The organism is Streptomyces sp. NPDC021020, assembly GCF_044333285.1.
Taxonomy (GTDB): domain Bacteria; phylum Actinomycetota; class Actinomycetes; order Streptomycetales; family Streptomycetaceae; genus Actinacidiphila.
In genome coordinates, this window is sequence record NZ_JBIRQQ010000009.1 from 219,317 (window position 1) to 233,640 (window position 14,324).

General features: G+C 72.8%; 11 protein-coding genes. 8 read left to right on the plus strand and 3 right to left on the minus strand.

Features of this window, described 5'->3' with window-relative positions; genetic code table 11:
• Positions 1-65 precede the first annotated feature (65 nt).
• Positions 66-1,340: a BTAD domain-containing putative transcriptional regulator gene (locus ACH4SL_RS26990; RefSeq protein WP_398450023.1), complete on the plus strand. Its 1,275-nt coding sequence runs from the start codon at positions 66-68 to the stop codon at positions 1,338-1,340.
• Between the two features lie 28 nt (positions 1,341-1,368).
• Here the strand turns inward: ACH4SL_RS26990 and ACH4SL_RS26995 are convergent, their stop codons facing one another.
• A complete protein-coding gene (locus ACH4SL_RS26995) occupies positions 1,369-1,896 on the minus strand; it encodes a methylated-DNA--[protein]-cysteine S-methyltransferase (protein WP_398450025.1) in 528 nt (175 codons plus the stop codon).
• A 104-nt stretch (positions 1,897-2,000) separates the two neighbouring features.
• Here ACH4SL_RS26995 and uvrB point away from each other — a divergent pair, with 104 nt between their 5' ends.
• From uvrB to ACH4SL_RS27020, 5 genes are all read left to right on the plus strand, one after another.
• Positions 2,001-4,103, plus strand: coding sequence for an excinuclease ABC subunit UvrB (gene uvrB, locus ACH4SL_RS27000; RefSeq protein WP_398450027.1), 2,103 nt, complete (start codon positions 2,001-2,003; stop codon positions 4,101-4,103).
• Positions 4,104-4,223: 120 nt separating this feature from the next.
• Entirely contained in the window at positions 4,224-4,802 is a 579-nt protein-coding gene (locus ACH4SL_RS27005) for a TerD family protein (protein WP_398450336.1), read from the plus strand.
• Between the two features lie 139 nt (positions 4,803-4,941).
• The gene (locus ACH4SL_RS27010; RefSeq protein ID WP_398450029.1) at positions 4,942-6,921 is read left to right on the plus strand and encodes a TerD family protein; all 1,980 of its coding nucleotides are present in this window, start codon (positions 4,942-4,944) and stop codon (positions 6,919-6,921) included.
• A 140-nt stretch (positions 6,922-7,061) separates the two neighbouring features.
• Positions 7,062-8,117 (plus strand): TerC family protein, encoded by a 1,056-nt coding sequence (locus ACH4SL_RS27015; RefSeq protein ID WP_398450031.1) that lies wholly within the window; start codon positions 7,062-7,064, stop codon positions 8,115-8,117.
• 75 nt (positions 8,118-8,192) lie between these two features.
• Positions 8,193-9,206: a cytochrome c oxidase assembly protein gene (locus ACH4SL_RS27020; RefSeq protein WP_398450033.1), complete on the plus strand. Its 1,014-nt coding sequence runs from the start codon at positions 8,193-8,195 to the stop codon at positions 9,204-9,206.
• Positions 9,207-9,216: 10 nt separating this feature from the next.
• Here ACH4SL_RS27020 and ACH4SL_RS27025 read toward each other — a convergent pair whose 3' ends face one another.
• On the minus strand, positions 9,217-9,873 hold the full coding sequence (locus tag ACH4SL_RS27025) for an MBL fold metallo-hydrolase (RefSeq protein WP_398450035.1): 657 nt from the start codon (positions 9,871-9,873) through the stop codon (positions 9,217-9,219).
• 4 nt (positions 9,874-9,877) lie between these two features.
• Positions 9,878-10,612, minus strand: coding sequence for a maleylpyruvate isomerase family mycothiol-dependent enzyme (locus tag ACH4SL_RS27030; RefSeq protein ID WP_398450037.1), 735 nt, complete (start codon positions 10,610-10,612; stop codon positions 9,878-9,880).
• A gap of 267 nt (positions 10,613-10,879) precedes the next feature.
• Between ACH4SL_RS27030 and uvrA the strand changes: the two genes are divergently transcribed.
• Together uvrA and ACH4SL_RS27040 are read left to right on the plus strand one after the other, a co-directional pair.
• Complete coding sequence (gene uvrA, locus ACH4SL_RS27035) at positions 10,880-13,867, plus strand: excinuclease ABC subunit UvrA (protein WP_398450039.1); 2,988 nt, start codon at positions 10,880-10,882, stop codon at positions 13,865-13,867.
• A complete protein-coding gene (locus tag ACH4SL_RS27040) occupies positions 13,867-14,298 on the plus strand; it encodes a Rieske (2Fe-2S) protein (RefSeq protein ID WP_398450041.1) in 432 nt (143 codons plus the stop codon). The genes uvrA and ACH4SL_RS27040 overlap by 1 nt, the downstream gene beginning before the upstream one ends.
• The last annotated feature ends 26 nt before the right edge of the window (positions 14,299-14,324 follow it).

Below are 14,324 nucleotides of genomic sequence, written 5' to 3' on the forward strand. Positions count from 1 at the left end.
CGGCGGGGGCATCCGCATGCGCAGTCCGGGGCATGCCCGGACACGGACTTACGGGGGCTGAATCCATGCGTGCAGAGACGATGGACGGAGAGATCCGCAGCGGCACCGCGGTCACCGACGCGACCGCGGGCAGCGCGCGGCGCATCGCGGAACTCGAACGCGAGGTCCAGGAGCTGCGCCGCGCCAACGAGACGCTGAAGAGCTACGTCAGCAAGGCGCTGGAGCTGGACATGCTGCCGCGGCAGCGGGACGGGCGCGGGGGCGCCGCGGGCTGCGGTACGGCGGCGGGCACGGTCGCGGACACGGCGGCGGGCTCCGGCGGCGGGGGCGCGGACCCTGCGGAAACGTTTCCCGGCAAGCCTGGCGAGCCCGGCCGGCCCGGTGTGCCCGGTGGGCCCGCCTTCCCCGGCATGTCCGGCGCGGCGGGTCCGGCCGGTCCGGCCGATACGCGCGGTGGGCCGGGGCTGCCCGGCCCGTCCGGGATACCGGCCCCGTCCCCCCTGTCCGGACTGTCCGGCGCGTTCGGCGCGGGGCCAGCGGCCGGAGCCGCCGGCAAGGTCGGATTCCTGGTGCTCGGCCCCATCGAGGCGGCCGTCGGCGGCCGCTGGGTGGACCTGGGCGCGCCCAAGCAGCGCGCCGCCCTCGCCCTGCTGGTGAGCCAGGTGGGCCAGCCCGTCTCGGTCGACGTCATGGTGGAGTCGCTGTGGTCGGGCCGCCCGCCGCAGTCGGCGATCACCTCGCTGCACGCGTACATCGCCAACCTGCGCCGCGCCCTGGAACCGCACCGCGCGCCGCGCACCCCCGCCACCGTGCTGTGCACCCGCGGGCGCAGCTACCTGCTCGACAGCCGGGCCGTCGAGGTCGACGCCCACCGTTTCGGGGAGTGCGCCACCGCCGGCTGGCAGGCCCTGGACCGCGGCGACCCGCAGCGGGCGCTGCGGCAGTTCGAGGCGGGCCTCGCGCTGTGGCGGGGCGACGCCTACGCGGAGGTCGCCACCGCCGCGCCCGTCACGCCCGAGGCCGTACGGCTGGAGGAGCTGCGGCTGTCGATGGTCGAGGGCCGTTGCGCGACCCTGATCGCGGTCGGCAACCACGAGCTGGCGGTGCCCGAGCTGGTGGCCTTCACGCAGGGCCACCCCTTGCGCGAGTACGGCTGCGAGCTGCTGAGCCTCGCCCTCTACCGCGCCGGGCGGCAGGCCGACGCACTGTCGGTGCTGCGGGCCCACCAGCAGCGCATGGTGGAGGACCTGGGCATCTCGCCGAGCCCCGCGCTCCAGCACCTGGAGCTGGAGATCCTCCGCCAGGCCCCGGAGCTGCGGGCCCCCGGACGCGTCCAGTAGGCCCCCGTCCGGGGCTCCGGGGCAGGCGTCAGAACAGCGGCGCGGGCAGGACGCCCTCCAGGGCCAGCAGCGAGCGCTTGATCTCCAGACCGCCGCCGAAGCCGCCTATGCCGCCGTCGCTCTCCACCACCCGGTGGCAGGGCACGACGACGGGCAGCGGGTTGGCCCCCATCGCGGTGCCCACCGCGCGGGCCGCGTCCGGCTCGCCGACCCGGTCGGCCAGCTCCCCGTAGCCGACCACCGCGCCGTACGGCACCCCGGTGGCCAGCTCGCGCAGCACCCGCCGCTGGAAGCCGGTGACCAGCGACCAGTCCAGTGGCAGGTCGAAGCCGGTGCGCCGCCCGGCGAAGTAGTCGTCGAGCTGCGCGACGACGGGCGCGAGCCGCTCCGCGTCCTCCACGGGCTCGCAGCCGAGCCGCCGCCCGGCCGCCGCGACGGCCCGCGCGGCCGTCCCCTCGTCGGCCCGGAAGACCACCAGGACCAGGCCCTCCCCGGTGGCCATGAGCAGCAGCGGCCCGATCGGGGCGTCGTACACCGTCCACGCAGCGCTTGTCATGCCGCCAAGACTAGGGGCGGGGTACGACAGTCCGGCCCGGGCCGCCGGAGGGCTGCGCTCCGCGTCCGCGGCCGATTGTCGGTGGGGGGTCGTACGGTGGATCCATGCGGCCCGTTTCAGACATCGAACGCAGTGTGGCGCCCTTCGAGGTCGTCAGCCCCTACCAGCCCAGCGGCGACCAGCCGGCGGCCATCGACGCCCTGGAGCGCCGGATCCGGGCCGGCGAGCAGGACGTGGTGCTCCTCGGCGCGACGGGCACGGGCAAGTCCGCCACGACTGCCTGGATGATCGAGCGGCTCCAGCGCCCCACCCTGGTGATGGCGCCGAACAAGACCCTCGCGGCCCAGCTCGCGAACGAGTTCCGCGAGCTGCTGCCGAACAACGCGGTCGAGTATTTCGTCTCCTACTACGACTACTACCAGCCCGAGGCCTACGTCCCGCAGACGGACACCTACATCGAGAAGGACTCCTCGATCAACGAGGAGGTCGAAAGGCTCCGGCACTCCGCGACCAGCTCCCTGCTGACCCGGCGGGACGTCGTGGTGGTCGCCTCGGTGTCCTGCATCTACGGCCTCGGCACCCCGCAGGAGTACGTCGACCGCATGGTGCGGCTGCGCGTCGGGGACGTGGTGGACCGCGACCAGCTGCTGCGCCGCTTCGTCGACGTGCAGTACACGCGCAACGACCTGGCGTTCACCCGCGGCACTTTCCGGGTGCGCGGCGACACCGTCGAGATCTTCCCGGTCTACGAGCAGCTCGCGGTGCGGATCGAGATGTTCGGCGACGAGATCGAGGCCCTCTACACCCTGCACCCGCTCACCGGCGAGGTGATCACCGAGGACCAGGAGATCTACGTCTTCCCCGCCACCCACTACGTGGCCGGTCCCGAGCGCATGGAGCGCGCCATCGCCGGCATCGAGAAGGAGCTGGAGGGGCAGCTCGCGCAGATGGAGAAGCAGGGCAAGCTGCTGGAGGCCCAGCGGCTGCGGATGCGCACCACGTACGACATCGAGATGATGCGGCAGATCGGCACCTGCTCCGGCATCGAGAACTACTCGCGGCACATCGACGGCCGTGAGCAGGGCAGCGCCCCCGACACCCTCATCGACTACTTCCCGGAGGATTTCCTCCTGGTCATCGACGAGTCGCACGTCACCGTGCCGCAGATCGGCGCGATGTACGAGGGCGACGCGTCGCGCAAGCGCACCCTGGTCGACCACGGCTTCCGGCTGCCGTCCGCGCTGGACAACCGCCCGCTGAAGTGGGAAGAGTTCCTGGAGCGGGTCGGCCAGACCGTCTACCTGTCGGCGACCCCGGGCACGTACGAGATGTCCCGCGCCAAGGAGGGCGTGGTCGAGCAGATCATCCGCCCGACCGGCCTGGTCGACCCCGAGGTCATCGTCAAGCCCACCGAGGGCCAGATCGACGACCTGGTCCACGAGATCCGGCTGCGCACCGAGCGCGACGAGCGCGTGCTGGTCACCACGCTGACCAAGAAGATGTCCGAGGACCTCACGGACTACCTGCTGGAGCTGGGCATCCAGGTGCGCTACCTGCACAGCGACATCGACACGCTGCGCCGCGTCGAGCTGCTCCAGGAGCTGCGGGCCGGCGAGTACGACGTGCTGGTCGGCATCAACCTGCTGCGCGAGGGCCTGGATCTTCCCGAGGTCTCCCTGGTGGCGATCCTGGACGCCGACAAGGAGGGATTCCTGCGGTCCGGCACCTCCCTGATCCAGACCATCGGCCGCGCGGCGCGCAACGTGTCCGGCCAGGTGCACATGTACGCCGACCGCATCACGCCGGGCATGGAACGGGCGATCGACGAGACCAACCGCCGCCGCGCCAAGCAGATCGCGTACAACACCGAGCGCGGGGTGGACCCGCAGCCGCTGCGCAAGAAGATCGCCGGCATCCTCGACTCCTTCGCGCGGGAGGACGCCGACACCGAGGAGCTGCTGGGCTCCGGGCGGCAGCGCTCGCGCGGCAAGGCGCCGGTGCCGGGCCTGTCGGGCGGCAAGGGCGGCGAGAAGCACACCAAGGGCGCGCTGCCCGCCGAGGAGCTCGCGGACCTCATCTCCCAGCTGACCGACCAGATGCACACCGCCGCCGCTGAGCTGCAGTTCGAGGTCGCCGCCCGGATCCGGGACGAACTGGGCGATCTGAAGAAGGAGTTGCGGCAGATGCGGGATGCCGGAATGGCCTGAGTGGGGTGGGAATCGCCGTGCCGGGAGGGCTCGGACGAACCGGGACACGGTCGGGCGGCGTCTTGTTAGGGTGCGGGGCAACAACCGCACAGTCAGGTGACGGGTGAGAGGGGCAAGACCGTGACGGTCAACATGACCAAGGGCCAGAAGATCAGCCTGAGCAAGTCCGACGGGGGCTCGTTGACGGCGGTCAGGATGGGGCTGGGCTGGCAGGCGGCGCCGCGTCGCGGGCTGTTCGGGAGCCGCACCCGGGAGATCGACCTCGACGCCTCCGCGGTGCTCTTCGCCGACAAGCAGCCGGTCGACGTGGTGTTCTTCCGCCACCTGATCAGCGACGACGGTTCGGTCCGGCACACCGGTGACAACCTGGTCGGCGGCGCGGGGCAGGGCGGCGACGACGAGTCGATCATCGTCGACCTGGCGCGCGTGCCGGTGCACGTCGACCAGATCGTCTTCACCGTCAACTCCTTCACCGGCCAGACCTTCGCCGAGGTGCAGAACGCGTTCTGCCGGCTGGTGGACGAGACCAACGGGCAGGAGCTGGCCCGCTACACGCTGACCGGCGGCGGCCCGTACACCGCGCAGATCATGGCGAAGGTGCAGCGCGGGCAGGGCGGCTGGTCGATGACCGCGATCGGCAACCCGGCCAACGGGCGTACGTTCCAGGACCTCATCCCGGCCATCCTTCCCTCGCTCTGACGGCACGTCCGGGCCCCGCGCGAGGCGGCCCGGGCGTACCGCACAGGCCGGCCGGGGGGCCGGCGGCGAGGACGAGGTCCAGTGTCTGCGGCCTGCGGGCCGGGGCAGTTCACTACACAGGAAGACGGGGGCGGCGGTCATGACGGCCGAACTGGTCCGCGGGCAGAACCATCCGCTGCCCGACAACCGGCTGGAGATCCGGGTCACGGCAGGCACACCGGTGGTGGCCGCCGTCACGCTCGGGGACGAGGCCGGGCGCGTCATCGCCGACCGGCCCTGGCTCGCCCACCCCGGCGAGCCCCATCTGGAGGGCGTCGAGGTGCCGCGGCAGGCGGCCGCGGACCACCGCCTCGCGGTCGACCTCGGCGCGATGCCGCCGTCCGTGCAGGTGGTGCACGTCCTTCTCGCGCTGCCCGGCGCCGCCGCCCGTCCGGGCGCGCCCGCCGACTTCGGCGCCACGCCCGCACCGCGGCTCGCGGTCACCCGGCCGGACGGCACCGCCATCGCCGGCTTCAGCATCACCGGGCTCGGCCCGGAGACCGCGCTGCTGGCCGTCGAGCTGTACCGGCGGCAGGCGGCGTGGAAGGTCCGGGCCGTCGGCCAGGGCTACCAGGGCGGGCTGCCCGCACTCTTCCTGGACCAGGGGGTGCCGGACGCGGCGGGTGTCGCGGGCGCCATCCACACCGCGGTGGACCGCGAGCAGGCCCGCTCCGTCGCCCCGCCGCCCGCCGCCGGGCCGCGCGGCGGTACGGCCGCGCCGCGCGGTACGTCCGGGGCGCCAGGCGCTTCCGGGCCCGCCGGGCCTGCGGCGGCGTCCGGCGCGTCCGGCGCGTCCGGGCCTGCCGCGTCCTCCGGCTCCTCCGGTGGGAGGGTCGACTACAGCCACCCGCGGCGCCGCGCCGCGCAGCAGCAGCAGCCGCCCGCCGCGCCGCCCCGGCCGGCCGCGGCCCCCGCCGCGGGGCCGGTGCCGCAGCCGCGGGCCGGCGGCCAGACGCCGCCGCCCCCGCCCGCCAACGCTCCGCATGTGCCGGTGGCCGGGGACGCACCGGGGCGCTCGATGGAGGAGCGGCTCTACAACCAGGTCTGGGGCATGTTCGAGGACCTGGCGCGGTCGGTGGCCGCCTACCGCAGCGCCGCCGACTTCGCGCAGTCCCGCCTGGAGCAGGAGCTCGACCGGCTGCTGGCCGACCCGCGCACCCGCGGCGGCCCGGCGGCCGACGCGGCCCGCGAGGAGGCGCAGGCCCGGCAGGCCGCGCTGGTCGACCAGGCCAGGGAGGTGCTGGACCGGGATCTCGCGCAGCTCGCGGCCGAGGTCGAGGTCGTCGATCCGGCGCTGCCGCCGGAGTTCGCCGGCTGGGAGAATCCGGCCTGGCACGCCTACCGGGTGCCCGACCGGCTGCCGCTCGCGGTGCGGCTGGGCAGCCTGAGCCTGCCCGAGGTGCCGGATCTGCGCATCCCGCTGCTGTCCCGGCTGCCGCTGGAGCGGGGGCTGTGGATCGACAGCGCGGAGAACCGGCGGGCGGCGATGGACACCGCGGTGTCGATCGCGGCCCGGCTGCTCGCCTCGCACCCGGTCGGCAGCTTCGCCGTGCACGCCCTGGACCCGGCCGGCTCGGGCGCCGTCGCCTTCGCCCCGCTGTACGCGGGCGGGGCGCTGGTGCTGCCGCCGCCCGCCGCGGGCATCGCCGGGGTGAGCGGGCTGCTGACCCGGCTGACCGAGCGGGTCGACCTGATCCAGATGGCCCGCAGGGGCGGGGTCGTCGACGAGCTGCCGCCCGGCTTCGACACCGCGGAGCAGCTGCTGATCGTCAACGAATTCCCGTACGGCTTCGACGACCGGTCGGTCAACCAGCTGCGCTACCTCGCGGACGAGGGCCCGTCGGCCGGGGTGCACCTGCTGGTGGTGGCCGACCGGGAGGACGCGTCGGCGTACGGCCCGGTGCTCGACCCGATGTGGCGGGCGCTGCTGCGGTTGACCCCGCTGCCCAGTGACCACCTGTGCGACCCGTGGGTGGGGCACGCCTGGACGTACGAGCCCGCGATGGTGCCGCCGGGCAGCCGGGTGCTCACGGACGTGCTCGGGAGGGTTGCCGCGGCTCGCCCGGCGTATGGCCCCTGACCTGGGCACTTGGTAATCTATTTACCATTCCTTGGGTATTCCTGTACGGTTCTTTGACGTGCCGCTCTTCGTGGTGGCCGCGGCGTCCCCGGACGCTACGGATGCCACGAAGCCCGGCAACCCATCCCGTCGGAGGACCTGTGGACGTCTCCCTCGCCCTCTGGGTGCTGACCATCGCCGGCCTGTGCGCGCTCATCGGCGCGGACTTCCTGATCGGCCGCAAACCCCATGACGTGACCATCCGCGAGGCGGGCCTGTGGACCGCCGTCTGGGTGGTCCTCGCCGGACTCTTCGGCCTCGGCCTGCTGCTCCTCGGCGGCGGGCAGCCGGCCGGGGAGTTCTTCGCCGGATACATCACCGAGAAGTCGCTCAGCGTCGACAACCTCTTCGTCTTCGTCCTGATCATGGGCAAGTTCGCGGTGCCCTCGCGCTACCAGCAGCGGGTGCTGCTGATCGGTGTGCTGATAGCGCTGGTGCTGCGCGCGGGCTTCATCGCCGCCGGTGCCACGCTCGTGGCGAGCTTCTCGTGGATCTTCTTCCTCTTCGGCGCCTTCCTGATCTGGACGGCGTGGAAGCTGATCGCCGAGGCCCGCGCCGGATCCGGCTCCGGCGCCGGCACCGGACCGGACGCGGGGGAGGACGAGTACGAGGAGAACCGGCTGCTGAAGGCGGTCGAGAAGCGCGTCCCCGCGACCGACCGCTACCACGGCACCCGGCTCGTGGTCACCGAGGGCGGCAGGCGGCTGATCACCCCGATGCTCGTGGTGATGCTCGCGATCGGCACCACCGACGTGCTCTTCGCCCTGGACTCGATCCCGGCGATCTTCGGCCTCACCCAGGACCCCTACATCGTCTTCACCGCCAACGCCTTCGCGCTGATGGGCCTGCGGCAGCTGTACTTCCTGATCGGCGGGCTGCTCAAGAAGCTGGTCCACCTGTCCTACGGGCTGTCGGTGATCCTCGGCTTCATCGGCGTCAAGCTGCTGCTGCACGCGCTGCACGAACAGGGCGTGCACGTCCCGGAGATCTCGGTGCCGGTCTCGCTGGCCGTCATCGTCGGCGTCCTGGCCGTGACCACCGCCACCAGCCTGCTGGCCTCGCGGCGCACCGCCCGCGAAGCCGCCGCGCAGGCCGGGCAGCAGGGGGAGGACGGCGACACGCCCGCCGCCGCCCCCGACCGGCGGATAGACGTCTGAGAGCCGCCCTGCGCACCGCCCGCCGTCCGCCGGGGTCTACCGTGACCCCGTAGCGGACGGCGGAAAGGTGCGGATGTGGCGAATTCCCAGGCGCTCCCGGAGTTGACCGGGGCGCGGTATCTGGACGCCTGGCAGCTCGACGGCATCGCGCTGGCCGTCGTCCTGCTGCTCGGCGCCGGCTACGCCTACGGGGTACGCCGCCGGCTGCGCGCGGGGGAGCGGTGGCCGCTGTGGCGGACCGCCGCCTTCTACGTCCTGGGGCTGGGCACCCTCGTCGTCGCGACGATGTCCTCGCTGGCCGTCTACGACCGGGTGCTCTTCTGGCCCGCGGCCGTCCAGAACATCCTGCTGGACCTCTTCGCGCCGCTGGGCCTCGCGCTCGGCGACCCGCTCGGCCTCGCCGACCCGCGCGGGCGGCTGCACCGGGCCTTCTCCTCCCGGCCGGTGCGGGTGCTCACCTACCCGCTGGTCAGCTCGCTGCTGGTGCTCGCCTCCGAGCTGACCATCTACTTCACGCCGTACTTCGCCACCGCGCTGGGCAACCCGGCGGTCCGGCAGCTCATGCACCTGCAACTGCTGCTCACCGGCAGCCTCTTCGTGCTGCCCATGCTCAGCCGTCAGGAACTGCTGCCCCGCTGGTGCTCGCACCCGGTACGGGCCGCGCTGGTCTTCCTCGACGGGCTCTTCGACTCGGTGCCCGGCATCGTCGTGATGACCAGCGGCAGCCTGATCGCCGGCCACTGGTACACCGCCCACCCGCGCACCTGGGGGCCCAGCCTGGAGCACGACCAGATGCTCGGCGGCGGGCTGATGCTGACGCTGGCCGAACTCGTCGGGCTCCCCTTCATCCTGCTGGTCTTCCTGGAGTGGTGGCGCGCCGAACGCCTCAGGACCGCCGAGCTGGACGCCCGCCTCGACCGCGAGGCCCTCGCCGCGGCGGCCCCCGCCGCCGCCACCGGAGCGGCGCCGGCCGCCCCCGCTCCGGCCGCTCCGGTGCCCGCCGCGCCCCCGGCCGTGCCCGAGATGACCCGGCCCTGGTGGGAGACCGACCAGGGCGAGGTGGGCGAGCGCATGCGCCGCCGCCGCTGACCCGGGGGCCTCACCAGCCGCGTTCGCGCCACTCCGCCAGATGGGGGCGCTCGGCGCCCAGCGTGGTGTCGTTGCCGTGGCCCGGGTAGACCCACGTCTCGTCCGGCAGCGCGCCGAAGACCTTCTCCGTCACGTCGTCGAGCAGCGAGGTGAAGGCCACCGCGTCACCGAAGGTGTTGCCGACGCCGCCGGGGAAGAGGCAGTCGCCGGTGAAGACGTGCGGGTGGCCGTGCGGGTCGTCGTAGACCAGCGCGATGCTGCCCGGGGTGTGCCCCACGATGTGGCGGGCGGTCAGCGTGATCCGGCCGACCGTCACCGTGTCGCCGTCGTCCACGAGCACGTCGGTCGGGACCGGGATGCCGTCCGCGTCCTCCCGGCCCGCGTACGTACGCGCGCCCGTCGCGGCCTGGACCTCGCGCAGCGCCTGCCAGTGGTCCTGGTGCCGGTGGGTGGTCACCACCGAGACGAGCCCGTCGTCGCCGACCAGCTCCAGCAGCGTCGCGGGCTCCGCGGCCGCGTCGATCAGCAGCTGCTCGCCGGTCGCCCGGCAGCGCAGCAGATATGCGTTGTTCTCCATCGCACCGACCGCGACCTTGCTGATGATGAGGTCGGTCAGTTCGTGTGCGTCGGCGGGTCCGCCCACCGTCACCTGTCCGCTGTAGGCCATGGCGTCAGCCTAGCGGGGGCAAGGCCGGCAGGGCGTGTCCGGCGGGGTCCACGTCGAGCCCGTCGCCGCCGCCGCGCCCGCTGACCCACGCCAGCAGCGCGTGGGCCGGGCCCGCCGCCGTCACCTCGGGCTCCTCGGCGGCGCCCAGGTCCCACACGGTGCCGGATCCCGTGTCGCGCAGCCGTACCGCCGCCACGCCCTCGTGCGCCGCGAGCCCGTCGACGACCCAGGCCAGCATGCGGTCGGCGAAGGCGGCGGGCAGGTCCTGCGTGCCGTGTCCCGCGGCCAGGTCGACGTGGTGCAGCCGCACCTCGATCAGCCGCCGCCAGGGGACCTCGGCCGCCGCGACGACCCGGCCCGAGCGCATCGCGACCTGCGCCGCCCAGCCCGTCGGGGGCAGCCCGGCGGCCGACGCGGTGAAGCGGTCCGCCGACGCGCGCAGGTCGGCGAGCTGCTCCTCGGGGCTCCTGGCGGCGCCTGCCTCGATGTCGCGGTCGCGGGCGGCCGCGTCGGCGTACATCGGGGTCTCCTCGCCCGTCCGGGCCCAGGTCAGCAGGTTCGTCAGCGCGTCGGCGTTGCGGGCGACGTGGGCCAGGACGTGGCCGCGGGTCCAGCCGGGCAGCAGCGAGGGCTCCGCGAGATCCGCCGCCGACAGCCCGGCGGCGGTGTCGAGCAGGTCGGCGGTGGCCTCGGCCGCCTCGGCCGCATCGTGCTCGGGGTCGGGTCGTTGGACGGTCACGGGCGCTCCCGGGGGATCGGCGTTGTCAGTGGCGTCGGGCAGGCTTGGGGTACGCGCATCAGGTTTCCGTATGCCCCGGGACAGGGGCCGCGACGCCCGCCACACGATCGGGTGAACCTGGCGACACGATCCCGTAAATCGAATGCGCGTGCTATATGGTCGGTGTGTCGCAACCTCCGCGACAGGAAGAAATGCCGCGGGCTCCCCGTTTAGGCTGACTGGGGGGTGACGACTCTCCCCCCGTTTCTAGGAAAGGTGCGCACTGGCGTGGCCGATCGACTCATCGTCCGTGGCGCTCGCGAGCACAACCTGAAGAACGTCTCGCTGGAGCTGCCCCGGGACTCGCTCATCGTGTTCACCGGGCTGTCCGGCTCCGGCAAGTCCTCGCTCGCCTTCGACACGATCTTCGCCGAGGGCCAGCGCCGCTACGTGGAGTCACTGTCCTCCTACGCCCGGCAGTTCCTCGGCCAGATGGACAAGCCGGACGTCGACTTCATCGAGGGGCTGTCGCCGGCCGTCTCGATCGACCAGAAGTCGACGTCCCGCAACCCGCGCTCGACCGTCGGCACCATCACCGAGGTCTACGACTACCTCCGGCTGCTCTTCGCCCGCATCGGCAAGCCGCACTGCCCCGAGTGCGGGCGCCCGATCTCCCGGCAGTCGCCGCAGGCGATCGTCGACAAGGTGCTGGAGCTGGAGGAGGGCAGCCGCTTCCAGGTGCTCTCCCCGCTGGTGCGCGAGCGCAAGGGCGAGTTCGTCGACCTCTTCGGCGATCTGCAGACCAAGGGCTACAGCCGGGCCCGGGTGGACGGCGCGACCGTCCAGCTGACCGACCCGCCGAAGCTGAAGAAGCAGGAGAAGCACACCATCGAGGTGGTCGTCGACCGCCTCACGGTCAAGGACTCCGCCAAGCGCCGGCTCACCGACTCCGTCGAGACCGCCCTCGGCCTGTCCGGCGGCATGGTCATCCTGGACTTCGTCGACCTGCCGGAGGACGACCCGCAGCGTGAGCGGATGTTCTCCGAGCACCTGTACTGCCCGTACGACGACCTGTCCTTCGAAGAGCTGGAGCCGCGCTCCTTCTCCTTCAACTCGCCCTTCGGCGCCTGCCCCGACTGCACCGGCATCGGCTCCCGTATGGAGGTCGACCCCGAGCTGGTCGTCCCCGACGACCAGAAGACGCTCCAGGAAGGCGCCATCGCGCCGTGGACCGGCGGCATGTCCAAGGGCTACTTCGAGCGCCTGGTCGACGGCCTGGCGTCCGAGCTGGGCTTCCGCACCGACATCCCGTTCGCCGGGCTGCCCGCGCGGGCCAAGAAGGCGCTGCTGCACGGCCACAAGTCCGAGATCCGCGTCGCGTACAAGAACCGGTACGGCCGCGAGCGCGCCTACAACGCGCATTTCGAGGGCGCCATCCCCTTCGTCAAGCGCCGCCACCAGGACTCCGAGAGCGACTCCAGCCGCGAGCGCTTCGAGGGCTACATGCGCGAGGTGCCCTGCCCGACCTGCGAGGGCAGCCGGCTCAAGCCGATCGTGCTGGCCGTCACGGTGCAGGACAGGTCCATCGCCGACGTCTCGTCCATGTCGATCAGCGACTGCGCGGATTTCCTCGGCGCGATGAAGCTCGACGCCCGCGACCGCAAGATCGCCGAGCGGGTGCTCAAGGAGGTCAACGAGCGGCTGCGCTTCCTGGTCGACGTGGGCCTGGACTACCTCTCGCTCAACCGCGCGGCCGGCACCCTGTCCGGCGGCGAGGCGCAGCGCATCCGGCTCGCCACCCAGATCGGCTCCGGTCTGGTCGGTGTGCTCTACGTGCTGGACGAGCCGTCCATCGGCCTGCACCAGCGCGACAACCACCGGCTGATCGAGACCCTGGTCCGGCTGCGCGACCTGGGCAACACGCTGATCGTGGTGGAGCACGACGAGGACACCATCAAGACCGCCGACTGGGTCGTCGACATCGGCCCCGGCGCCGGCGAGCACGGCGGCAAGGTCGTCCACTCCGGCTCCCTCAAGGAGCTGCTGGGCAACGACGAGTCGCTGACCGGGCAGTACCTGGCGGGCAAGCGGGTCATCCCCACGCCCGACGTGCGCCGCCCGATCGACCGCAAGCGGCAGCTGACGGTGCACGGCGCGCGCGAGCACAACCTCCAGGACATCGACGTGTCCTTCCCGCTCGGCGTCCTCACCGCCGTCACGGGCGTGTCCGGCTCCGGCAAGTCCACGCTGGTCAACGACATCCTCTACACCCACCTGGCGCGCGAGCTGAACGGCGCGCGCAGCGTCCCCGGCCGGCACACCCGGGTCGACGGCGACGACCAGGTGGACAAGGTCGTGCACGTCGACCAGTCGCCCATCGGCCGCACCCCGCGGTCCAACCCGGCGACGTACACCGGGGTGTTCGACCACGTCAGGCGGCTGTTCGCGGAGACGATGGAGGCGAAGGTGCGCGGCTATCTGCCGGGCCGCTTCTCCTTCAACGTCAAGGGCGGCCGCTGCGAGAACTGCGCGGGCGACGGCACCATCAAGATCGAGATGAACTTCCTGCCGGACGTGTACGTGCCGTGCGAGGTCTGCCACGGCGCGCGCTACAACCGGGAGACCCTGGAGGTGCACTACAAGGGCAAGTCCATCGCCGAGGTGCTGGACATGCCCATCGAGGAGGCGATGGACTTCTTCGAGGCGGTGCCCGCGATCGCCCGCCACCTGCGCACCCTCAACGACGTCGGCCTCGGCTACGTCCGGCTCGGCCAGTCCGCGCCGACGCTGTCCGGCGGCGAGGCGCAGCGCGTCAAGCTGGCCTCCGAGCTGCAGAAGCGCTCCACCGGCCGTACGGTCTACGTCCTGGACGAGCCGACCACCGGTCTGCACTTCGAGGACATCAGCAAGCTCATCAAGGTGCTCTCCGGCCTCGTCGACAAGGGCAACTCGGTGGTCGTCATCGAGCACAACCTCGACGTCATCAAGACGGCCGACTGGGTCATCGACATGGGCCCCGAGGGCGGCAGCGGCGGCGGCCTGGTCATCGCCGAGGGCACCCCCGAGCAGGTCGCCGCCGTCCCGGCCAGCCACACCGGCAAGTTCCTGCGGGACGTGCTGGGCGCCGACCGGGTCAGCGACGCGGCGGTGCCCCAGCCCAGGAAGCGCGCCGCGGCCAAGAGCGCCGCTGCCAAGACCACCGCGGCCAAGGCCACCGCCGCCAAGACCGCGGCCAGGAAGACCGCGGCGCCCCGCAAGAAGGCGGCCAAGGCCTGATGAGCACCGAGCAACTGCCGCCCTGCCGCCGGACGGTCCTGCGCGGGGCAGCCCTCGCCGGGGCCGCCGGCGCGGCCGGGATCGGCCTGGCCGCGTGCGGCGGCAAGACCGGCTCGGCGTCCGGGCCCACCGCACCGGTGGCGCTCGGCCCGTCCGGCGACGTGCCGGTCGGCGGCGCCAAGCTCTACCGCGAGGACAAGGTGGTGGTCTCGCAGCCGCAGCCGGGCACCTTCAAGGCGTTCAGCGCGGTGTGCACCCACCAGGGCTGCGTGGTCGACCAGGTGCAGGGCACCACGGTGTCCTGCCCCTGCCACGGCAGCCAGTTCGACGCCGAGTCCGGGGCCGTGGTCCAGGGACCGGCGACCAGGCCACTGCCCGCCGTCCACGTCACGGTGGCGGGCGGCACGATCACCGCGGGACCCGCGAGCTGACCGGCGGTCGGGCCCGCTCCCGGAAT

Bases quoted from the DNA above. Each gene is read 5' to 3' on its own strand.
- ACH4SL_RS26990 (WP_398450023.1), top strand. From the start codon at position 66: ATGCGTGCAGAGACGATGGACGGAGAGATCCGCAGCGGCACCGCGGTC.
- ACH4SL_RS26995 (WP_398450025.1), bottom strand. From the start codon at position 1,896: ATGACAAGCGCTGCGTGGACGGTGTACGACGCCCCGATCGGGCCGCTG.
- uvrB (WP_398450027.1), top strand. From the start codon at position 2,001: ATGCGGCCCGTTTCAGACATCGAACGCAGTGTGGCGCCCTTCGAGGTC.
- ACH4SL_RS27010 (WP_398450029.1), top strand. From the start codon at position 4,942: ATGACGGCCGAACTGGTCCGCGGGCAGAACCATCCGCTGCCCGACAAC.
- ACH4SL_RS27025 (WP_398450035.1), bottom strand. From the start codon at position 9,873: ATGGCCTACAGCGGACAGGTGACGGTGGGCGGACCCGCCGACGCACAC.
- ACH4SL_RS27040 (WP_398450041.1), top strand. From the start codon at position 13,867: ATGAGCACCGAGCAACTGCCGCCCTGCCGCCGGACGGTCCTGCGCGGG.